Annotated in this window: 17 protein-coding genes; 1 reads left to right on the top strand and 16 read right to left on the bottom strand. The window is 40.6% G+C overall.

The annotated features are described in order from the left end of the window. Window positions 1-19: 19 nt before the first annotated feature. The 11 genes from MJO53_RS04370 to MJO53_RS04320 all read right to left on the bottom strand — a co-directional run bounded on the left by MJO53_RS04370 (window position 20) and on the right by MJO53_RS04320 (window position 13,752). Window positions 20-1,384, bottom strand: coding sequence for a hypothetical protein (locus MJO53_RS04370; RefSeq protein WP_252080612.1), 1,365 nt, complete (start codon window positions 1,382-1,384; stop codon window positions 20-22). Between the two features lie 286 nt (window positions 1,385-1,670). Further along, the gene (locus MJO53_RS04365; RefSeq protein WP_252080611.1) at window positions 1,671-2,780 is read right to left on the bottom strand and encodes a DUF748 domain-containing protein; all 1,110 of its coding nucleotides are present in this window, start codon (window positions 2,778-2,780) and stop codon (window positions 1,671-1,673) included. Between the two features lie 2 nt (window positions 2,781-2,782). Continuing rightward, on the bottom strand, window positions 2,783-4,324 hold the full coding sequence (locus MJO53_RS04360; RefSeq protein WP_252080610.1) for a DUF748 domain-containing protein: 1,542 nt from the start codon (window positions 4,322-4,324) through the stop codon (window positions 2,783-2,785). 26 nt (window positions 4,325-4,350) lie between these two features. Then, window positions 4,351-4,761: an arsenate reductase family protein gene (locus MJO53_RS04355; protein ID WP_252080609.1), complete on the bottom strand. Its 411-nt coding sequence runs from the start codon at window positions 4,759-4,761 to the stop codon at window positions 4,351-4,353. Between the two features lie 196 nt (window positions 4,762-4,957). Continuing rightward, window positions 4,958-6,466 carry an HmuY family protein gene (locus MJO53_RS04350; protein ID WP_252080608.1) on the bottom strand — a complete coding sequence of 503 codons (1,509 nt, stop codon included), beginning with the start codon at window positions 6,464-6,466 and terminating at the stop codon, window positions 4,958-4,960. Window positions 6,467-6,471: 5 nt separating this feature from the next. Continuing rightward, window positions 6,472-8,640: a TonB-dependent receptor plug domain-containing protein gene (locus MJO53_RS04345; RefSeq protein ID WP_252080607.1), complete on the bottom strand. Its 2,169-nt coding sequence runs from the start codon at window positions 8,638-8,640 to the stop codon at window positions 6,472-6,474. A gap of 194 nt (window positions 8,641-8,834) precedes the next feature. Further along, window positions 8,835-9,560, bottom strand: a complete 726-nt coding sequence (locus tag MJO53_RS04340) for a DUF3307 domain-containing protein (protein WP_224837830.1) — start codon at window positions 9,558-9,560, stop codon at window positions 8,835-8,837. Continuing rightward, complete coding sequence (locus MJO53_RS04335; RefSeq protein WP_224837829.1) at window positions 9,557-10,156, bottom strand: transcriptional regulator; 600 nt, start codon at window positions 10,154-10,156, stop codon at window positions 9,557-9,559. The genes MJO53_RS04340 and MJO53_RS04335 overlap by 4 nt, the downstream gene beginning before the upstream one ends. Window positions 10,157-10,332: 176 nt before the next feature. Further along, on the bottom strand, window positions 10,333-10,782 hold the full coding sequence (locus MJO53_RS04330) for a hypothetical protein (protein WP_224837828.1): 450 nt from the start codon (window positions 10,780-10,782) through the stop codon (window positions 10,333-10,335). A 112-nt stretch (window positions 10,783-10,894) separates the two neighbouring features. After that, window positions 10,895-11,086 carry a hypothetical protein gene (locus MJO53_RS04325; protein ID WP_252080606.1) on the bottom strand — a complete coding sequence of 64 codons (192 nt, stop codon included), beginning with the start codon at window positions 11,084-11,086 and terminating at the stop codon, window positions 10,895-10,897. Window positions 11,087-11,250: 164 nt separating this feature from the next. Further along, window positions 11,251-13,752, bottom strand: a complete 2,502-nt coding sequence (locus MJO53_RS04320) for a zinc-dependent metalloprotease (protein ID WP_252080605.1) — start codon at window positions 13,750-13,752, stop codon at window positions 11,251-11,253. 265 nt (window positions 13,753-14,017) lie between these two features. On the opposite strand from MJO53_RS04320, the gene MJO53_RS04315 reads away from it, so the two are divergent. Beyond that, entirely contained in the window at window positions 14,018-14,740 is a 723-nt protein-coding gene (locus MJO53_RS04315) for a hypothetical protein (protein ID WP_224837825.1), read from the top strand. A gap of 442 nt (window positions 14,741-15,182) precedes the next feature. Here the strand turns inward: MJO53_RS04315 and MJO53_RS04310 are convergent, their stop codons facing one another. The 5 genes from MJO53_RS04310 to MJO53_RS04290 form a co-directional block, all read right to left on the bottom strand. Further along, entirely contained in the window at window positions 15,183-16,613 is a 1,431-nt protein-coding gene (locus MJO53_RS04310; RefSeq protein ID WP_252080604.1) for an SLC13 family permease, read from the bottom strand. 98 nt (window positions 16,614-16,711) lie between these two features. Next, window positions 16,712-19,582, bottom strand: a complete 2,871-nt coding sequence (locus tag MJO53_RS04305) for a TonB-dependent receptor (protein WP_252080603.1) — start codon at window positions 19,580-19,582, stop codon at window positions 16,712-16,714. Between the two features lie 218 nt (window positions 19,583-19,800). Next, window positions 19,801-21,492 carry a lysine--tRNA ligase gene (gene lysS / locus MJO53_RS04300; protein ID WP_252080602.1) on the bottom strand — a complete coding sequence of 564 codons (1,692 nt, stop codon included), beginning with the start codon at window positions 21,490-21,492 and terminating at the stop codon, window positions 19,801-19,803. A gap of 65 nt (window positions 21,493-21,557) precedes the next feature. Beyond that, window positions 21,558-22,100: a thioredoxin family protein gene (locus tag MJO53_RS04295; RefSeq protein WP_252080601.1), complete on the bottom strand. Its 543-nt coding sequence runs from the start codon at window positions 22,098-22,100 to the stop codon at window positions 21,558-21,560. A gap of 81 nt (window positions 22,101-22,181) precedes the next feature. Next, complete coding sequence (locus MJO53_RS04290) at window positions 22,182-23,246, bottom strand: response regulator transcription factor (protein WP_252080600.1); 1,065 nt, start codon at window positions 23,244-23,246, stop codon at window positions 22,182-22,184. Window positions 23,247-23,257 lie beyond the last annotated feature (11 nt).

The raw sequence follows: 23,257 nt of genomic DNA, 5'->3' as shown, positions 1-23,257 counted from the left end.
TGTTGTGCTTTCGTACTTTTTAATTTAATAATATTGTGCTGATTCTTTTTCCTTCATAATCAACCATTCTTAAAATAATTTCTCTAATTAATTCATCCAAAAGGTAAAATGTCGTTAATCCGTCTTGACCGTCTCCAATATCGCCTCTATGTACTGTTTTATGTCTTACTACATCTATCAATTTATTGATTTTTGGTGTAACAGGAATATCAAAATCATTTATTATACGATACATTTTATCGGTTGTTGAATGTCTTTTTATTTGGTTTAAATTGCCAATTTTACTTTTTACAGTATCATATGCGTTTCCAAACTTGTCCTTGTTTTGTTCAATGATTTTATTTAGTTCATCTTTTATTGGCTTATAATCAGTTTTATTTGGTAAAAAATCTTCTTTCTCGCCAAGATATTCGACATACATAGTTGTCAGTCTTTCAAATGCAATTATTTGAATGAAAACTTTTTCTTCAATGCTATTGGTTTGTTCTGAATTACTTAAATAATAAATAATTGATTTTAAATCTACTTTATCACACCAGTTGATGAACTTGTCAAAATTAAACATTAGGAATTTGCTTAAAACTCGTTCTCCTCTATGAAATGGGTCATTGACAGGAATGTAACTATTGTATCTTCTGTTGTCTATTCTTTTGAACGAATATGTTACTGTTTTTTCTGCATCTATTTTACCAATACTAAAATATGAACCATAACATTCTTTTTTAATTCTTACTTCAGCTCCATTAATGAAGGAAAGTGCAGAAACATAATAATCCTTGAGTTCTAAATATTTCTTGTAAGTTAATCTGTTACTATTTTCATCTGTAAACTCGACAATAATATCATTTTCTTTTTCTGAAAGTTTATAGTAAGTCTGGCTATATGGATGTTGTTTGTGAACTAAATTTGTTGTCGTATGGTCTCTTTTAAAATTGTCGAAATCTTCTATTTTTTCTCCTCCTCTTGCTCTAATTTCTTCTGTGAAATCGGAAAATTCAATTTTGAGTCCTTCCAATACGAGGTACTTTATTAAAGGTTTAAAATCACTATCCTCAAAACCTTTCTTCTTTTTCTTTATGTGCTCCATTTTTCCATAACAAACCATCTTTATTCTTGATAAATGTGGTGTGTTTTGAGAAAATCTTAAATTGTCAATTTTAAGAACATTGTTTTCTTCTGTTAAGCAAGTAAGATTATAATCATATTGTAAATATTCTCGAGAAGTATCTTTCATTAAAGCTTTCAAATCATATTCCTCATTTACATAAAGGTCAAGTCTTATGAATCCATCGTCTGAATAAACAATACCAAAATAGAAAGGAATTGTAATCTTATTGGATAAGACTTGTCCCTTTTTAATTCTGTATAATTCTTGAATTTCCATTTTTTGGGTATGAAGCACAACTTGTTTATATAAGCATAAAAGACATCCATATACACCCAAATAGGAATGTTATCGATGCCTATGCCAAGCATAACTAGTTTCTGTAAAGTATAGGGAAGGGGCTGCGATATGCAAAATAGCAATTACCCATAAAATTCCATTGCACAAAAACCTTAAAAAAACTGGGGGAAAAGCGCAATGTTCAGTTGACAATAGGCAATTAGCAATGAACAATGGATAGTTTTATGGAGACAGGAGACAGTGGTTGGTATTTTAAGTCGGAATACTAGTCGTTGGCTTTCCTGTTCTTTTTATCGGCGGTTTTTTGCACGTCTCTATAATCAATATCGTTATCCACAATATTTTTAAAGGCCTCGATCCATCCATTTTTAAAGATATTGATCACGGTGGGCCACGTTTTTGTTTTTACATTATTGAGGTCGCCTTCAATGGGCACTTTGGTGGCCAAGGTGTTCTCCTTGTGATTTTTTAGAACAAACTTAAAGAAGCCAACAAAGCCTTCCCACAGAGTTTCCAAAAAACCATCTTCCTTACCGATCAACTTCGCATTTTTAATGATCGGTTTTAGGGAACCTTCTAAATAGCCATCGGCAATCGCCATTTCGCCATAAAAGTTAAACTGGCCCTTGCTAAAATCGATGCCTGCATAATGGTCGGTAAAATTGTTCAGGGCAGTGGCGTCGGCATTTTCCAAAGAGAGGGCCAAATCCATATCCGGGATTTGCTTAACCAGGTCCATTTTACCCTCCAAATGCAAGTTTCCTCCGCCAAAAGATACGGCATCGGCCACCAAGTTGGAAGGGAGTTGCTCCCCGGTGCGTACCACATTGCGCAGGTTGTTGGCGTATAGCTCTATTTGATCGAGGTGAAGATCAATATTGGGGTCGGCAGCGAGCTGCACAAAGGCCATTTTACCATCGTGGATTTCCAGTTGGTTAATGTCGATCGGAACCAAATCCGTCAACGCTTTGGTCCAATCGTCAATGTTGGCATTTGCTTCCGTTTCTTTTTGTTGGTCCTCGAACACATAAATGAGCGAGGGTCGGTACATGCTGATCTCGCTTACGATCTTGCCTTTTAACAACGAGGCCCACTCAATGGAGATGTTCGTTCGTTCAAAATTGAGGAAAGGAATCTCGGTTTCGGCATTTACTTTGTTCAAGTACAATTGATCTATGGTGTAGGACCCGGTGATCAGGGAAAGGTCAATATCCTCCACCTGGCCATAATACCCGGGGATATCGGCCAATACCTTGTTTACATAATTTTTTACAAGGTAGGGGAGCGCCAACCGAAGGCCCACCAAAAGCACAAGGATAATGACCGGAACCAGAAAGCGTTTTCTTTTGATGATATGTTTGCGATTAGTCGACATACTCAGTTTTTTTCTTTTTTTCCATTACCGGTCACTGTGTCCAAGAGGCCAGCTTTTAGGTTGAGCCACACATAATTGAAAAAGGATTTATCCTGTTCCCTTTTTACGGTAAAATCACCGTGCCTAAAACCGTCCTTATCGGTTTTGTGGCCATTTTTGGCAAAGAGATTTACCACCGCGGTGAGGAGTTTGTTAACGCCCAAACGATTTTTTTTGAGAATGGTAAACTCAAAATTGTCGTATTTCATTTTTATATCCCCATGCGATTCCAGTTCGTTGCCGTTTATGGTAAAATACATTTGCTGTACGTTGCCCTTCACCTCGGCTTGTAGGTTGGATTTTAAAAAAGGGTTAATGCTTTCGGTCTGGAAATTGGATAGTGATCCTTTTACCAAAAATACGTTGGCCTTGTTTTGGGGGTCAAAACTCCAATCGAGCGCAAAGGGAGCATTGTCCATTAATCTGGCCTTTATGGCTACCATAACCTCCCCATGGCCATGGCTGTGTAGATTGCCCACGGTGGCCTCAATATCGGAAAAGCTCACATTTTCTGGTTCCACATCGGCCTCTATCCGTTCTTGGTAGGTTATGAGACCGTTCGAAATTTGAACAGTATCCACTTGCAGGTCCAATTGCATATCCCTTAAGGTTGCGTTGTAGAGTTTTTTATGTGTGGTATCGTCTGGTAATAATTTGTCGCGGTACACTTGAAATTTTGGGGATTGCAACAGAAGTTCTGACAAATGGAAACAGGGTTTTCCACTTTTGCTGCCGAACCCCCAATTTTTTAAACCGATATGATCGATCTTTAGGTCGTAATGGTCGTGTTCCTTGGACAGTTTTTTGGATAGTTCGGAAGGGCTGTACCTGGTGCGCCATACAAATTTTTTCAGCCCTCCTTTTTCGGTGGATAGATGTAATTGTTCAAAGGCCGCATATTCCAATGGGTTGATTTGGAAGTAGCCGTCTTCGGTGCTCAATTGAAATTTATCGTAGGTGAAGGGAATCATCTCTTTTGCACTTTCCGAATCAAATTGGATGTCCGACATGGACAGATGTATGCCTTTAACCGTTGCTGTACTGTCCAATTTTGTGTTACCCATCACAAAGTTCCCGTTTTCTAAACTGAAATTTTTGATGGTATATGTATTTCGGGGTTTTTCTTTGGTGGTTGATGAAGAAGAATCCTTTTGGGTTGGATGATAGGAAAATGTAGGGGATTTTACTGTGAGATCGGTAATGGTAATGTCCGCATGTAAGAGCAGGGGAAAAAGTCTTAATCCAGAAATGGTGAAGGATTCTGCCTTAAAATCCAGGTTTTGTTCCCTATGCTTTGCATTTACCTGACCCAAGCTTATTTTTCCGAATAGTACATTGGTGCTCAATGTTTCATAAGTTACATGGATAGATGGTGGTAGTTCTTCTTCCAATATGGATTTTACCTTGCTTGTGAAGAACAGTTGTGCAGCTATCGCGATCAGCATCAAAATAGCCAAAGTAAGGACTACCAGTTTTAAAGCTCGCTTGTTTTTATGTGCGGACATATAAGTTTTGATCGGGTTGTTTTCGACTACAATTTAGAGGATTCATCATCCTTTAAAAATACCAATGCCTCCGAGGGAGTGTCTATTTGAACCGCTTTGTTGTGGTGCAATAGTATGGGCTGCGTGACGACCGCAGGGTTGTTGACCAGTATTTTTAGCCAATCTTCATCTGATTTTAGGTCTTGCGAACTGCCGTATTCCTTTTTAAAATTGGGATGTTGGGTGTTTATGAGGGTTTTGATGGACTTGCCCAACCGTTTTGCAATTTCTGTCCATTGTGTGCCGGTCACCTTGGTTTTGGACAAATCTATGTCCTGTACTTTTTTCGATGAGGATTGTAGGTAGGCCAAGGTCTGCATACCTTTTTGAGTTTCTGCGTTGTAGTACAGGGTTATTTCTCGATGGTTTGTTGCTATTACTCCCATGTCTGTTTTCATTTTAAATAAAATTTACGTTAAGCTAGCTTTTTGTGATGATGGGGCTTAACGCAATCCAATTTTTTTGTGTCGTAAAAGCGGATAAAAAAAGCGGGACAAATGCCCCGCTTTCAACACAAACTAACTCATACTAAACAATAATGGTCTACGATAACAAAAGGTAGTGCCTAGTATTGAGCATCTGAACAAATAAGTATTATAAGCGTTCGTAAACGAACTGGTAGTTTCCTCTTTCACCTTCTGCGCTGGTGTAGGCGGTAAAATCGAATTTGTAATAATTACCGTCGGCGTCCTTAACAATATAGTACACATCTTCGTTGATCACACCGCCAAAGGCATCTCTCCATCCGCTGCCCACAACTGCTCTGTTATCGTACACAAATGCAGATTCTTCCACATCGGTCCTGGTAAAGTTCGCATAGGTGGGCACATCGGCTTCAATGGTAACCTGATAAAGGCCAACACCTCCCATGGTATTGTGCAGTACATAATCGGAAAACGTTAATCCGGCAACAAGCGGGCCTTGGTTTCCATAATAGGCGAAAACACCACTTAGGTTAATGTCCCACTGTTCTTTTGTTGGTTCCACGCTAACAGTATCCCCATTGGTCAAACTAAAGGCAGTAAGGTTGTAAGCTGCATCTTTGTTCACCGTTACTTCGTTGTAGGACTCGGTTTCGGCCAAATCGGCGTATTGGAGGGTATAGCTGTTGCCATCGGTTAGGATTCTGATCTTCATGAAACCTCTTTGGTCCCCTGTATGTTTAATGCTTCCCGTTTCGGCCGGTTCCGTAGGGATTTCACTTCCTAGACTTATAATGTACACAAAATTCTCTTCTGCTGTGGTGGATACTTCGGCAATAGCGGTGTCATCCAGATTGCCTTCTGGTCTGTCCGTAAAGGAAATCCCAGCTTCCAGATCACCATATTGTTGGTAGCCGACCGGTAGTCCTTGTACCAGTTCGGCAACGGTATTTACGGTGACGGTGGTTGGTTGGAACATGGCATCCAGGGCATTGAGCTCCATGGATTCGGGCAGATTGCTTGCTTCCGTAACAGAAAGCAGGTCGGTAACCCCGGTCAACTCGGCGGCCGATACCAAAAGGGAGGAATTTAGAAACACCCGGTTTTCCGTTCCGTTGTAAAATGCTATTTCCCAGGTATCCCGTTTAACTGCAGTTTGTGTGGCAGAGCTAAAGTCGAAATATACTTGGTTAGGTATATTGGAACCTCCATTATCCGAATCCACTACGCCGCTGGTAGAAGCAATGGGGGTGTAGCTTATCAAAGTGGAGGTCGTTGTGCCTTGGGACCAATCCGTTTGATCAAATCCATCGATGGTAAATGTTACGGACTTTGTGGAACCTTCTATGGCATTGGTGAGTTTATTAAACGAAAAGGAGACGTTTTGTGCTCCACTTGCTACGGGGACGGACAGTGTTCCTGTTTCCCCATTGGGAGACGTGGTAAAATCTGTTCCATACTCGGCATTGGTGCCAGTATAGCTTAAGGTAATCGTGCCGGCCTCGGATGCTGGCCTGGAAAAATTGAGCTGCACATCCACAGCGGTGTCCTCTTCGTTGGTGCTTACGGTCTCGCTGCTAAAATTAACGGTAAAGTCAATAAGGTCCTGGCCTTCATCATCGCTGCAAGAACTAATGAGCAAAACTAGGGCGATTGCTTTTAGAATGATAATTTTTTTCATTGGTTTTAATTGAAATTTAGATTGTATAATAGTTTTAGGTAATATGATCTTCCATTGCCGAACAAACGACTGGGAGTTCCTCCGCTGCCATGTGTGCCGCTCGGGCTGTCGGTTGCGTTTACCCGAACAATGTCGAAGAGGTTTCTTGCACCCAAAGTGAGGCTTAGATTTTTAGTGATATTGGTCCTAGCCGACGCATCCATCCATGTAAAGTCGTCTGTTTGTCCCACAACATTTCCGTTAGTGCTACTCTGTACTATTTGGGTTCTTCCGGTATATTTTAGCTGTGCGGACAGGGTGGTGTTTATGGAGGGTATGGTGTAGCCTAGTGAGGATTGTAGGTTAAAGCTCCATAAATAATCGTTGTTATTGTCCTCGGATGCATCTATTTGTGTGGACTCTCCCATGTAGGTCATGCCCAGTGAAGCTTGCCAACGGTTCATGATCAGTGAGTTTTCTAAAGAGAACCCCAGGATTCTTGAACGATCTACATTATCAAAAGTGAACAGGTTTCGATCCTGTTCGTCCACATCTATAACGGAGGCTATTTTTCCATCAATATCAAAATAGTAAGATTTTAAGGCGGTTTTTAGCATCCCGGTTTCGGACAACCGGAACTTTTCCTCTATGTTCAAGAAAAGGGATATGCCATCTTCGGGATCTAAGTCGGGGTTTCCCTGTACGTTGTGGTTGGAATCTACAAAGTAGAAAAACAGTTCTTCAAAGTTCGGGGCCCGGAAAGCGGAACCGAAAACAGCTTTTATTTTAAATGTATTGCTTATGTCGTAGGTGGAACTCAGGGACCAGATCAGTTTGTTGCCGAATTGAGAGTTGTTCGTAAATCTTGCTCCGGGGAACAAGGAGAACTTATCGGTTAGGTTAAAATCGGCCACTCCAAAAAAATCATAGTTCTCCAAGGTATTCTCGACCACATCGCTTGAGTATTCACCGGTGGCAATGGCGTCGAATCCGGTTTGATGGTTAAACTCGTACCCCAATTGTAGGTTAAAAAAGCTTGATTTTGGAACTAAATTGCTCACAAAGCCCTTGGAATACCAAATTTCACTTGATTGACTCAGATCGTCGGCGATAATGGATTCGATGCCCTGTTGTAATATATTGTACACGAATTGCTTGTAGTATCTTTTCTGTTTTTGATGGGACAGGGATAGATTATAGATCGTTGGTCCTTTTAACGGTCCTGTGAGGTTAAGGTTATTGATGGTTCTTTGGGTATCAAAATTTTCGTCCAATGCGGTAGGGTTCACCATTCCTGTGTTACTGTCCACTCTCCCGTTTACAAAAGAATTGTACACGGGGACCGATTCGTCATAATACTGGATCTTATAGAAAAGGTTGTGCTTTCCGATACGGGTATTAAAGTTGCCATAGGCGGTAAGCTGTTCTTTTGGGTTCCATTCCATACCGCGTAGGCTATCGTTGACCACCGCGTTGTCTTGGATGTTTACGTAGTTTTGGCCTTGGAAGTCGTTAAAAAAACCGGCATAGTCGTTTCGCGAACCGCCAATGGAAACACTCGTTCTATCGCTGATCTGGTAGCTTACTTTGGCATTTTGTATATGTCTGCCTTTATCGAACAAAGCATATTCGCTGCCTACGCTCTCTTCTTGTGCGGACAGTTGAATCTGCCATTTATAAACACCATCCGGACCTCTTTTGGTTACAATATTGATAACCCCTGCCACGGCATTATCGCCGTATAGAACACCCATGGAGCCTTCCACAATTTCGATGCGCTCCACATCTTCCAGATTTATTTGGGTAATGTCTATATTGTTCCCCATTCCGTTATCACTGGCCATGGGGATACCATCTATCAGTACTTTTACATATTGACCGTCCAGGCCGAACATGCTTATAGTGGAGCGCCCTGTAGATGGGTCTGGGGTAACGGTTATGTTGAGGTTGTAGTTAAGAATGTCGGCCAAATTGTTTCCGGCTACTTTTGCAATATCCTTTTGGTCGATAACACCTACGGCAAACAATTTTTTACTGAGGGACATTACCTTGCTTTCTCCAGTTAGGACAACTTCGTCCAATTTTTGCATGGACATGGAATCTTGTTCCATGGTTGGGGTTTCTTGACTGATGCTGATGTTGGTGCAAAAAATTATAATCGTTAAAAAGAATAGACTATTCTTATTTAGACTCATTATTGATAAATTTGTCGCAAATATATAGTTTATTTGAAATGAATCTAAATAAAAATAAAATTAATTCCAGGAATATTGGGATTTAGGTCGGAAGCGGGAGCAACTATGTGGTCTTATTGGGTAAATAAGAAGGAAGTAGAGGGTATTTTTATAGGTGCCGTTTTCAAAATGCTATCACCAATATCCTAAAAAGTCTAGATGCTATCAACAAGATGGGCGTACAGTAAACCGGATAAAATGGCCAGGCCAAAGCTCAAAAGCGTACCAATAAGTACGTATTCGGTTAGCTTTCTATTTTTGCCCTTATTAAGGTCCCCAAACCTAAATACGGACTTTGCAGCTATCAGCAAGCCGATGGCGGCCCATTGCTGCATCAGTATAAAACCAAAAACAAAAAGACGTTCTAGCATGCCAATATAGGTACCGGCATTTTTTAACGAACCGCCCTCATTTGGATCATCGGTTTTTGCAACTTCATTTATATAAGGTGCCAGGAGCATTCTCATAATAATTCCGGACACGAAGGTCACAAATGCCAAAAAAGTAATCAATAGCAATGTCCTTTCATCAAAAAGATGTGTGAAATCGATTGGGAACGGATGTGCCCAATATAAGATAATGCCCAAAACCAGTAGATGTAAAAATTGATCTACAACAAAGAGCCATCTGTAGTTTTTGGAATTGGTAAGGGATAATTTTCCCAGATCTATGAGATAATGTGATGCAACAATGATCAATATGGTCCCTATATTTTTAAATTGGAAAAGGAGCAAAAGTACCAATGCATGTATGCCAATATGAAAGTAAAGGTATTTGGACCGCCCTTTTTTTTCTAGTTTGTCTTCCACCCAATGTCCTGGCTGTAGTACAAAGTCGCCCATAAAATGGGCAAGAAGTAGTTTAAGGGCAAAAAGCATCATAATTGTTCGAGTTGTGTCCTGTAAAATTGAATCATTTTTTTGACTTCTTCAAATCCTGCTTTTTTTAATTCTTCGCTTATGTTTCCTTGTGATTTGTTAAGTAGATCGGCAAGTTCTTTTTGGTTCAACTTTGGGTTCTCCATGGCGTATTTTACCGTTTTGGATATGGCGGGTGTCCAACTATCCATGGTTAGCAGGGCAAGTTCCAGCAAGAGGTTGATCTGCTCGTTTACACTAGAGTTCGGAGTTTGTATGCCCAATCGTTGTTTTTTGAGCTGCTCAAAACATTGGCCGGAGTTTATAAAGGCCGAACCGTTGGATTCTGTAATTTTGGTTGCTTCATGGTTTTTATCTCCCAGGCCTATGGCTATCCGAACATCCATGCGGCGTATTTGTTTTATACATGCCTTAATGTAAATCGCCGCTTCCAGGGCCAACTCGGGAACGGTCTGTAGTTGAAAACTGTCCCCTCGGTATATTTCCCACTCGGCCGGTTCTTTGCCAAATGTGTCCAAAGCTTGTTTTAGCAGTGGAAGCCATGTGCTGGCGTTATGTTCGGAAGAGTTTTTTATGTCTCCGGTAAGTACGGCTATCATGGTTAGTAGTTTTGTTGAATATCTGTAAATTAATAGATAAAATTAAATATCTGTAAAAAAGCAGATAAACAAATATATCTGTAAAAAAGCAGATAAACAAATATTTTTACGTAAGGGACATAACAAAAGAAGCCGCGACCATGGCAGGCGCGGCTCCTTAAAATCAACAAAAAACACTATCCTCTTCTCCCTCTCTCCTCCATTTTTTTCTTGCCGTGCATAGACTTTTTATGTTTCTGCATTTTTTTCCAAGCCTCATACTGTTTTTCATCCAGTATTTTTTTCATCTTTTCTTGAACGGCAATTTGATGGTCCAACCGTTCATTTTGCATTTTAAAATGTTCTTCGGACGTTGGTTTTTTCCATTCACCATTCTCTTTCATCGATTTCATTTGATCCTGTTTCGCTTTCCTCAACTCGGCATTTTCCAAATTAATTTCATATACTTTGTCAAATTGTGCTTTTGTAAGGTCCAAGGCCAAGGTCATCCTTTTCGTGTGTAGAGTGGCCATTTCTTCTGCGCTCAAGTCCATTTTTTGACCTTTGTGCATTCCTTGTCCACCATGTTTTTGAGCGGCTATGCCAACACTGATCAGCATAACCATTATTACTGTTAACCGTTTCATATTACTGTATATTTAAGATTTGCTCCTTGGACAAGGATCCTTGACAAAGGTTTAATCCTTCTACATAGATTATGATGCTTTTAACAGTGGGAACGTTGAAAGGGTAGTTTGATTACCGGAGCTCTTCTTCGAGGTTTTTATTGGTATCATCATCAAAATCCCCGGTGTCCTGGAAATTGGTCTCGGCATACGTTTCTGATGTGATGGTTTCCTGGAATTTATCGTTTTGCTCCACTAGGTAGTAAAGGGCTGAAGCTGCCACGAAACAGATAAAGTAAACTAAGCTCTTTGTCTTGTAGGTCATGATGTTGAGATTTGGGATTACTAAGGTAAGCAAAGACAATTGAAATCTCAGTGATATGTTGTGAAACAATCTTGTTTAGATGTGAACCTTAAAAAAAACAAGGTGTAACCGGTATGAAAACCGATTACACCCTGATAGATGATTCCAAGTTCTAAAGGAGGCCCTTATTTGGTAGGTTCCAAGATTAGGTCTATGCGCTCCAAGGCATCTTGTAAATGATAGCGGCTCATGCTATCCGAAATTCTTGCCAAGCCATTTCTAATATCTCTTTTTAAGTTGTTCAGTTCGGCTCGTGCCACGGAACGGATATCGGATTGACTAGTGTTGATCGGTGTAGATTTTCTATAACCTCCAAAGTCCGGCATTTTTCGTTGACTATCGGCGGTCATTAAATACTCCAATCTGTCGATATGGGCTTTTTGAAGATTTCTTCTGTAGGTATCGATGGATTTACCATTACGGGTCTCTGACCAAATTCCCCTGCGAAGGTCTCGCATCATTTCCAACAAGGTGTAGGCTTCGTTGCCGTTTATGGTTTCGTTTTCTATGATTCTTGCCAATTTGCCCAATTGCAACATGGTGTTCATATAGCGTTCTTGTACGGAACGGATACGCTCCACTGAACCTGAGTATTGGATTTTGTTAAAAATATTCTGATCTAACAACCATTCGGGAGTTTCAAACAATTGTTCTTGCATAAACTTCATGGCGTTTTTCTGGTGCTCTTTGCTAACATGGGTATAAACGGCACCATCTTGTTCAGCTGTTTTGTAATGTTCGTATACTCCTCCAATATTATTGGCAACATGTCCCATATATCTGCCGTATTGAGAAACTACGTGTCCGTACATAGTTTCCAGATCATCATAGTTTTCACCCGCCTCGGTGGTCCAATCTATTAAGTTGGGTACAATTCGTTTTAAGTTGGCAATGCCGTACAAGCTGGCTTTTATGGCATCATCACCTAAATCCTCGGTTTGTGAACTCGGGTCGTGGACATCGCCCACTTGTTGGTGTCCAAAACGGTACATTGGATCTCCTGCATGCTCTAAGATCCAACTGTTAAGAATTGGTTTTTCTTCTTCGGCAGTTTTGTCCAAAATAGGCTTGTAGCCCCATTTAATGGAATATTTATCATAAACTCCGATATTGGGCATTAGGGCGACTCCTTCATCTCCGGGCTGTGCTACATAATTAAAACGGGCATAGTCCATAATGGATGGTGCGGTGCTATGTTTTTTGGTAAAGCTTGCCGAACGCAAAGAATCCACGGGGTAGGCGGCACTACTACCCATATTATGTGGTAGTCCTAAAGTATGGCCCACTTCGTGGGAAGATACAAAACGTATCAACCTTCCCATTATTTCTTTATTGAACTCTGTTTTTTGGGCTTCGGGGTTAATGGCTGCGGTCTGTACAAAGAACCAGCCTCGTAACAAACTCATTACGTTATGGTACCAATTTATGTCCGATTCCAAAATTTCGCCGCTTCGTGGATCACTTACGTGAGGACCATTTGCGTTGGGAATAGGAGAGGCCAAATAGCGTACCACAGAATAGCGTACATCTTCTGGGGACCACTCTGGGTCTTCCTCCGGAGATGGAGGGTCTTTGGCAAGAATGGCGTTTTTAAAGCCCGCTTCCTCGAAGGCAACTTGCCAATCCTCGATACCTTGTTTAATGTAAGGTATCCATTCTTTGGGAGTAGCTCTATCTATATAATATACAATGGGTTTTTTAGGCTCTACTAATTCTCCTGCTTTGAATTTTTCAATATCCTCGTCTTTTACCTCGAGCCTCCAACGATCTAGGTAAGTAAGGGTTTTACTTTCTTGGGCATCCAGTCCGTAATCCACCTGTCCTCTGGCGAACCATCCAACGCGTTCGTCAAAATAACGGCGTTTCATCGGTTCTTTAGGCAGCAAGATCATGGAATTGTTTATTTCCAACGAAATTGAACCAAGGCTGGAATTGCTTGGAGGGTTGTTGGAAAGGTACGTTTTTACATGGCGAGCCTCGATGTTCAACGGGTAGCTTTTTATGGATTCGATATAACTTCTATCGTTGTCCATTCGGGTTACCTTGAATCTTTTTCTATATCCATCAGGGAATCCAAGAGCTTTTACATCTTTGGTGAACAAAGGGTCGATTTCGATTACCGTTGATGGGTTCAGGGAATCTTTTTTGTTGATGGCCTGAATGTCAAAAGAGAATAGGACAGGTTCAAAGTTCGAGTTTACTACTGCTTCGTGGACGGGTAAGGAATCTGCAGCAACATTTTCATAAGAAGCCACTCTGACCAATACTTTTTTGTCCTTCTTTTCCCAACGTAGCACTTGGGTGTTGATTTTTCCACCGCCAAATCCAATTCCGGTAGCGGTTTTGGAAATTCTGCTTACCATAAGCATTTCCCGGTTAAACAGGGAATCGGGAATTTCGTAATAATGTTTGTCATCTACCGTGTGCACGCTAAATAGCCCTGCATCGGTTTTCGCATCTTTGGTGATTACCTTGTCGTAAGGTTTAATGTCACCAGGTTTAGGTTTGTCTTGTTTTTTTTGTTCGGTGTTTTTCTTCTTCTTTTTAAAAAGTTGGGCCTCCGTAGTTTGGATGGTACCCAATACAATGACTGCTAGTAGTAGTCGAGGTAATAAATTTTTTATCATTATAAGTCAGTTTGGATAACTAAAACAACCAAAGAACTTAAAATTCGATCGAATTAACTGTTAAATAAATATTAACAGTCGTTTTTTTAACGCAATGCCCCAACCAATGGGAGTCCTGCGTTTTACTGGTGGTTTGGCTTGTATCACCCCGTATTGCTGGGCTCAACGGATATCTAAATTTCGTAAAAAAATGCTAAAGACTGTAACGTTTTGGAATTTGGATAGTCTTATAAGCATATCATCAATCATAAAATTCAATCAAAAAATGAACAAGTTATTATTAATTTATGGAAGTGTATTATTAAGTAGTACCGCCATAGCCAACGACCAACAAAATTTCAGGTCCGTCGAGCTTCAATCCGGGAGCCTGAGCAGTCTAGAGAACAGTTTAACCGTACTTAATATAGGTGCAGAGTTGAACGATTCAACTTCCGAGATGAACGATTATGCATCTTACGAGTTGAATTTGAACGAAATAGTGTATTTGGAAGAAGAGCCTGAAGTTGAATTAGGTTTTGATACCTCCGATTATCTTCCCGAGGGTTTCGATCCTTATGTAAGCTATTTTGATTTGAATTCCATTATATACCTCGAAAACAACGTTGAATCAGCATTAGGTTTTGATACCACAAAATATCTGCCAGAGAATTTTAATGCTTACACAGAGGTAGTGGATGTACACTCCATTAACTATATGGAAGAGGAGGATTTGGAACTTGGTTTTAATACCAAGGATTATTTGCCAGAGGACTTTTCTCCCTACGAAGCTTATGTGGATTTAAAATCGATCCCTTATGTAAAGGATGAAGTAGAACTGCAATTGGGAATTAACAGTGAATATTTGTTGCCCAAGGGTTTTGACCCGTACACTGATGTAATTGCGGTAACATCCATCAACTACATGGAGGAGGAAGAAATAGAGTTGGGTTTTGATACTTCCAAGTATCTCCCCGAAGGTTTTGATCCTTATGTAGGGTCAATGCAGTAAAATGTTCTTCATTTTACAACTTATTTGAGTTAGCTAAAAAAGCCCCTTGACAAAGGGGCTTTTGTTTTGAAGGTAATTTATGTTAAAGAATACTTATAAGTTGTTGGTTAACAAAAATATAACATTGAACTAAGGAAGTGGGAATTGTTAGTGAAATGGATTTTTACCTATCGATTTTTCAATAAAAAGTGTAAATCTGTACAATTGCTTTAGGAATTGATGGGGTTTGAACGAGGTACGCAATGTTTTACTGCTTTTTTGGTTCGTTAACAAAATTCTAATTACAATAATTTATCGTAAAAAGAGTTATAACTTTGTACCTAACAAATAGTTACGCACCACTTGTTTAGTGGAGAGTAGCGTTAGTTAAGTTAGTTTCTTACATTTTTTTGAGTTAGTTAGTTTGTAAAAATGCCCTTCCGCCCGGAGGGGCATTTTTAGTTTAGAACAATAGGGGAATTACAAACTGGAACACTAACACCAACAGAAGTACGGCAATAAGATTGAGAATTACCCCTACCCGGGCCATTTGGGGTATTTTAACGTAACCACTGGCAAAAACAATGGCATTGGGCGGTGTGGCCATTGGAAGCATAAACGCACAACTACTGGCAATGGTCACCGGAATCAATAAATGGAGCATTGGAATATCAAGACCTATGGCAATCCCTGCGACCACGGGTGCTAAGACTGCGACAAGGGCAACATTGCTCATAAGCTCCGTCATAAAAAGCATCAGGAAAATTAACAGGGCAGCAGTGAACAAAATACTGATTTCACTTTGTGCAATACTGCTAGCGACCAAATCCACAATACCGCTTGCGGACATTCCTTGGGCCAGGGCCAGTCCACCACCAAAAAGGATCAAAATACCCCAGGCCAGTTTGGAGGTGTCTTGCCAAGTAATGATAAAATCACCCTTTTTTATATTGTAGGGAATGGCAAACAATGCTATTGCTGCAAAAATACTGATCATGGTATCCGTGATTCCCAATTGAGGGAAGAGGTTATTGATCAAGGTTCTAAAAATCCATAGAAATACGGTTACACCGAAAATGGTGAGAACCATTTTTTCCTTGCCAGAGGTGGGGCCCAATTTATCCAATTCGGTACGGATAACATCTTTTGATGCATTAAATTTTAGGTCCCTATTGGGAAACATCCATTTAACCAATACCAAATAGCAAATTCCTACCATAATGATCGAAAATGGCAATCCAATGGTCATCCATTTTAAAAAAGATATTTCGGTATTGTACTCGTTTTCCAGTAAACCGATCAGCACAGAATTGGGAGGAGTACCGATTACCGTGGCAATGCCCCCAGCATTCGCCGAAAAGGCGATGCCAAGCATTACGCTCAGTGCGAAATTTTGATCGTTTTTGGTGAAACCGTCGGCATCGTCCACCAATAAATTGATTACCGAAAGCGCAATAGGCAACATAACTACCGTACTTGCAGTATTGCTGATCCACATACTTAAAGATGCTGTGGCGATCATAAAGCCTAAAATGACCTTGTTCGGCGTCGTTCCGGTTAGTCGGATAATGTTCAGGGCGATTCTTCGGTGTAAATTAACTTTCTCCAAAGCCAGGGCCATTACAAACCCCCCAAAGAATAGAAAAACGATAGGGCTGCCGTAGTTGGCACCCACCTCCGCAATGGGCAAGATTTTTAAAATGGGCAATAAGAGCAAGGGGAGCAATGCTGTAACCGAAATGGATACCGCTTCGGTGATCCACCAAATGAGCATCCATACAGCAACAGAAATAACTGGGTCACCTTTTTCCGAAACAATTTCGAAAGGTAAAATATTCAAAACCAGAAAGGCTACGGGACCTAAAACCAGGCCTATTTTTTTGCTTAGTTCCATATGGGATTCTAAGCTATGCTTTTTTTGTTAAATTTTAAAAAAATAAAGAAGCCCCATTTGGGGCTTCAAAGAATATAAAATTAAAGAGTAAGAATTCTTTATTTTAAAGCAAGGCTAATTCTCCCAAAAAGGAACCTACCGCCAATACCAAATTGCTGAGCTCTTCTGGACCAGTCAAAACGCCCATCACTTCTGTTATTTCCACCATCGCTCAAGGTCTCAGCCGCCCTATCGGGATAAATATCAAATAAGTTGTTGGCACCAACAGTAAAAGTAAGTGCAGGGGTTACTTTATATCCGATGGATAAATCCGTAACTATTTTGGTGCTAAACACTTGTTGTCTATCTATATTGGTAGTAGCCTCTGTAACTTCCCCAAAATATACATTCCTTAAAAACACAATGAATTTGTCAGAAGTTAAGCTGTTGGATAAGTTTATTTTAGTTCTAGGGACGGCCTCTTCCAAGTAAACTCTACTGTCTTCAGGAAAATAAGTGTCTACCAATCCTGCATTTTCCAAAACTTCTGAGGCATTTATATCTCCCACCTTTCTTGTTTGGGAAAAAGTACCTGCTAGGTCGGATTTTAAATTCCAATTACCACCAAACTGGGCCTTGTGCGTAATAACCACATCCAAACCTTTCGACTCGGTATCGATGGCATTGGCAAAGAAAGATGCCGCGGTAGCATTGGCCTGACTTAACAAGTTGTCTAGTTCAGTCCCATTGCCAGGTCCTTGAAATTGTCCAGTATAAACTACCCTGTCATTGATTTTAACAAAATAACCATCTACAGTTACGGTTAGATTTGCATCAGGGATTTTAGCTGTAAGACCTAAACTAACACTACCAGATGTTTCTTCCTTAAGTTGTGGAATACCCAAAAGCTGTGCAGCCCTACTATCATTGGCAAAAGTACCGACCTCTTGTGGATTTCCGTTCTGGTCAAAAATTGTTGATGTAGAATTAAAATTAATTTGATGCAAGGAAGGCGCTCGGAATCCAGTGTTTGCCGCAGCACGAATATTTATATTATCTGAAATTTTGTAACGGGTCGCCAATTTAAAATTGATGGTGGACCCAAAATCACTATAATCCTCAAATCTAGTGGCAAAACTTGCCAAGAATTCTTCGGAAAAATCAGCCTCTACATCAAAGTAACCCGCAATACTACTTCTTCCCCTGGAAAGTTCATTGTTTGGACTAAAGCCCGGAAAAACCTGTGAGCCACCTGGTCTAGCATTTCCAAAGAAATCTCGTGAGGGTTCTTGCGAAGCTAGGGTTATTACTTGGCCTTCTGCCGTATATTGCGAATAGGATGCCTCCTCACCTGCTTCTATGTTATAGTTTTCTACTCTATATTCCGCTCCGAAAGCCACGTTCAGACCAGACATTACATCATCGAAAAATTGATTGATATCGAGGTTGGTGGTGTTTTGGCTAAAGGAAAACCCCCCTGCATCAAAAACAGTGGGAGAGGAGCTTTGTAAAGAAGCGTTAAAGGTGTTCCCAATGGTGTATAAGAAAGAGTTTTTTCCGTAGGTATTACTGAAATCCACATTCCAATCACCAATCATACCTTTTATACCGGCAGATAATGATTTATCTCTGATGGTAGAATTGATTTCAGGTAAAAATCCATTAATGTAGGCCGGTGTATATGTTCTACTTTGATTTGGAAGTCTATAGAATCCTGCAGAATTCCCTGTTCTGGAGCTAATACCTGCAAAAGAGTATAGTTCAGTGCCCTTATCATCTAGGGGCAAGGAGAAGTTGGTAAAAAATCTACCGCCTCGCAAGGCAGATTGGCCTACGCGCATATTAAAATCGCTTCTTTCCTGCCCTCTTGCTGCCAATTCCGCTTCGGTATTATCTTCGGACAAAATAGGCTGAAGTTCTTCTTTGGTCGTTGCTCCGTTCAGATTGATATTGGCCTGATTTGCATATTGGATCACATCTGCAACATCATCGTCCAATAAATTGGCCAGATTATAACCATCTTGATTGGCAAAACGTTCCACCGTATTGTAAAGATTAAAGACACTGCCTTCCCATTCCTTCATCCGATTATAATCTTGACGAACATCAAAATCACCAGAAAATGTGATATATCCGCCATTATTTCCAAGTGGCAGACCATAACTAGCAGCAAAGTTTGTTGTTTCACCATCTATGCCGCCTGTTTGCCCATTTGCATTTTTGGAAAAATTGGCACCACTGGTTACGGTTGCCGTTAATTCATTTACGGTGGTATTCAAAACAATATTGATCACACCGGCAATGGCATCTGAACCGTATTGGGCAGCTGCCCCATCCCTTAGCACTTCAATACGCTTAATTGCTGCTGCGGGAATTGCGTTTAAATCGGTACCAACACTACCTCGACCAAATGTGCCATTTACATTAATTAGGGAAGAGGTGTGCCGGCGTTTACCATTGATCAATACCAAAACTTGATCGGGCCCAAGCCCTCTTAAAGATGCCGGGTCTATATGGTCTGTACCATCGGAAATGGTTTGGGTGTTGGATGTAAAGGAAGGCGCTACATAATTTAATATTTGATTTAAATTTACCTGCGGCGCCACATTGTTTAGTTCCTTTATGTCTATTACATCTACAGGGACAGTACTTTCTGTAGCTGTCCTATTCGGGTTTCTGGAACCGACCACTACAACATTCTCCAACTCCAATCCTGCTTGTAGGGTTACATTTAAGGTGTTGCTGGTAACTGTGACTTCTTGGGTGTTGAAACCCACATAGGAGAAGACCAAAATATCTCCGGTGTTTGCCTCAATGGTATACTTTCCATCAAAATCGGTGATTGTTCCTGTTTGAGAGCCTTTTACTTGGACCGATGCGCCCGGTAAGGGCACATTTTGGTCATCATAAACGGTTCCGGTTACCTCTTGGGCAAAGGTTGTTAATGTAGCCAAAAGGGTAAGGAAAAAGGTAAGTTGTAACTTTTTCATTTTAGTAGATTTTAGTTAGATATTGTTGTGGGGGCTGCTGAAATTCCTTTGCTTTTTGTAAGGAATTATTGGGTAAGATAATGGTTTTTTTTAAAATAAGACTTGGTAATCAGTGTTTTAATGGAAAAAAAGAAGAGCCCTTAAGGGCTCTTCTTTTATGATGGATTTAATTTAATTCTGAATAAGATAGTATGTTAAAAATTATGTGTTCATTATTTCTATCCCGTATACTTTACAAGTAGTGCATCTTCCGTTTTTTCTATTTTGATGAGCCCATGCTTGGTCAAGCCTTTAGTGCTCTTGTCCCATTTTTTACCGCTTAGCCCTGCTTTTTCCTTAAGGTCGGATAAGGTCATCTGACCTTGTGGCTTAAGAATGTCCAAAATGATTTTTTCCTCTTCGGTAAGCTCTACCTGCTTTTTCTCTGGTCGCATTTGCGGGAAGAAAAGCACTTCTTGGATAGAAGAATTATTGGTCATTAACATTACCAAACGGTCTATGCCGATACCGATACCCGATGTTGGGGGCATTCCGTATTCAAGTGCACGCAAGAAATCCTGGTCTATGAACATGGCTTCGTCATCTCCTTTTTCGGATAGTTTCAGCTGATCTTCAAAACGCTCACGTTGATCAATGGGGTCGTTGAGCTCGGAATAGGCATTGGCCAGCTCCTTTCCATTTACCATCAACTCAAAACGCTCCGTCAATCGAGGATTGGAACGGTGTTCTTTCGTCAAAGGGCTCATTTCTTTTGGATAATCGATAATAAACGTGGGCTGAATGTAGTGGTGTTCACATTTTTCACCAAAAATCTCATCTATCAATTTGCCTGCGCCCATGGTGTCATCCACTTCAATGCCCAATTTTTTGGCGGTTTCTCGAAGTTCATCTTCGTCCATTCCAGAAACGTCAATTCCCGTATGGATTTTAATGGCCTCCAAAATGGGAACCCTTGGGTAGGGTGCCTTAAATTCTATTTCGTGATCACCCACTGTTACTTTGGAACTTCCAGTTGCATCAATAGCTACTTTTTCCAATAGTTCTTCTGTGGTGTCCATCATCCAATTATAGTCCTTATAGGCTACGTAGAGTTCCATTACGGTAAACTCCGGGTTATGGGTGCGATCCATACCTTCGTTGCGGAAATCCTTGGCAAATTCGTAAACGCCGTCAAACCCGCCAACAATCAACCTTTTAAGATAAAGCTCGTTGGCAATGCGCAGGTACAGTGGAATGTTGAGCGCATTGTGGTGCGTTAGGAACGGACGCGCCGCAGCTCCGCCCGGTATGGGTTGCAATATGGGTGTCTCAACCTCCAAATATCCTTTTTGGTTATAAAACTCACGGATACTGGTGGTTATTTTTGTTCTTTTTATAAAAGTGTCCTTTACGTGTGGGTTTACCACCAAATCCACGTACCGTTGACGATAGCGCAGTTCTGGGTCGTTAAAGGCATCGTACACTTTACCTTCGTCATCTACCTTTGGTAGCGGCAACGGTCTTAAACTTTTGCTCAACAGTGAGAAGTTCTTCACCATCACGGTTTTTTCACCTACTTGAGTGGTGAAAAGCTCTCCTTCTATTCCAATAATGTCCCCTATGTCCAGCAATTTTTTGTAGACATCGTTGTACAGGGTTTTGTCATCTCCCGGGCAAATTTCGTCACGGTTAAAATACACTTGAATTCTACCTTCGCTGTCTTGAAGTTCGGCAAACGAAGCTTTACCTTGAATTCTACGCGACATCAATCTACCGGAAATCACTACTTTTTTTCCTTCTTCAAAATCACTCTTAATGCTTTTGGAAGTGGCATCAACAGGATATAAAGCTGCGGGGTAGGGGTCTATGCCCATTTCCCGGAGTTTGGTCAATTTTTCCCTTCGAACGATCTCTTGTTCCGATAGTTGCATAATCTCTAAAAAATTTAAAGCGCAAAATTACACTTTTGCGCTTTAAAACCTTGCCTTACCATAACTTAATATGCATAATTGGGCACATAGTTCTTACGGAAAACAATTTGGGAAATGTCTTCTTCCAAAGTTTCCAGTGGACTCTCAACGATTCTATTGACTTCTTTTCCGTTTTTAAAAAAGATGATGGTCGGCACCTTGATTATGTTCAACCCTTTCTCCTCTCCGGTCGGACTGGTCTTGTACAGCCCGTTTCGGTAATCCAACCCAACTATTTCCAATTGTTCCATGGGAAAATTAGCGGCCTTTAAAATTTTGATCAATTTTGGGCTTTCCCGTTTGCTGTCTCCACACCAGGTCCCCAAGAATAGTTTGATGTTGTACCTCTTTAATTCTTTTTGAAAAAGGGATACCAAAGTTTCGTCTACTTTATGGGCGTTGTACCGAGCCTGAAACCAGTTGCCATATGGTTTGGATTGCAAACCATCCAGGTTTATTTGTCCTACTAAAAATTGTTGACCGTTTTTTGTTGTTATTTCCTTGTTGAAGTCTTGTGCCGAAACACAAACAATGCAAAGCATAAGCCATGCGGTTAAAATTTGTTTCATGATTTTACGTGATTTATGGTTTGATGGCCAAATTCACTAAAATCAATGGTTGGACGAATTTTGTTCCGTTGGAAATCGGTACTAGTCCCTGGGTTGAAATTTATTTTTTTTGAACAGAATGGACATTTCGTCCCTGGAGGCAATATCCAGTTTTTTATACAGGTTATTAATGTGGGTCTTAATGGTGCTCACACTTACAAAAAGCTCGGAGGCAATTTCTTTATTGGTTTTGTTTTCCAATATTAGATGGGCTATTTTTTGTTCTTGAGGGGTTAATTTTTCGAGTAGAAGGGAGGCATTGCTCTTTCTTTTTTTGCTCAAGAAAAAAACTACATTTCCCAATACGGATACTGCCAAAAGCGCGATTATGGTCCTATTCCATTTGCCGGACTGTGGTTTGCCAAAACTGGCCAACTCCCTGTCCGTGGTTATCTCGGCACGGTATTGCCGGGTAAAGGTCGAGTTGGGATAATCAGCGGTCAATCTTTCCGCCAAATCTTCGTAATAGTTGTTGGCAACTAGGTCTTCCAGATAAAATTTGAAGGTCTCATTGCTTTTGTCGGACAGAAAATCGTAAATGTAGAGTTCGCCCAAAGGTTCGTTGGTTTTTTTTCCAAAGTTATGAAGGGCCTTGAACCATTTTTTTAAATTCAAATTAAGGTTGGCCTCGCTGGGATATTCGGCCAAATCGTACGCCATGTGCTCTTTGAGCTCCTCTATTTCCAGAATTAGGCCGGATTTTGGATTTGTAGAGTTTATGGTGCAGAGGGATTGATCTTCAAAAGAAGTTGGAAATTGCAGGGTGTCCTTATTGTTGGCGATAAAAAGAACACTTTTGCTGTTGTTGCACAATCCTAAAAAGTGCTTGCTGCCCAAACTGTCCGAACATCCATCCAAATGGATGCGATATATGCGGTTTTGTCCACTTAGATTATCACCGGAGAAGGAAAAATGCCCCATGGAATCCACTATACCTTGTTGAACTATTTGGTCCAAATACACTCGAGAAGATTTTCGGTAGTCCTCTACCACGGATAAATAAATGGCATTTCCGGCATTTTCCATGGCGACCTCTCCAGAAAACTGGTATTGCCCCAAAACAACAGATGAACTCACCAAGAAAGTGATAAGGAAGAAAAACCGCATATTTGGCAGAT

The organism is Flagellimonas marinaquae, assembly GCF_023716465.1.
Taxonomy (GTDB): Bacteria; Bacteroidota; Bacteroidia; order Flavobacteriales; family Flavobacteriaceae; genus Flagellimonas; species Flagellimonas alginolytica.
This window is presented reverse-complemented; position numbering and strand designations above follow the sequence as displayed.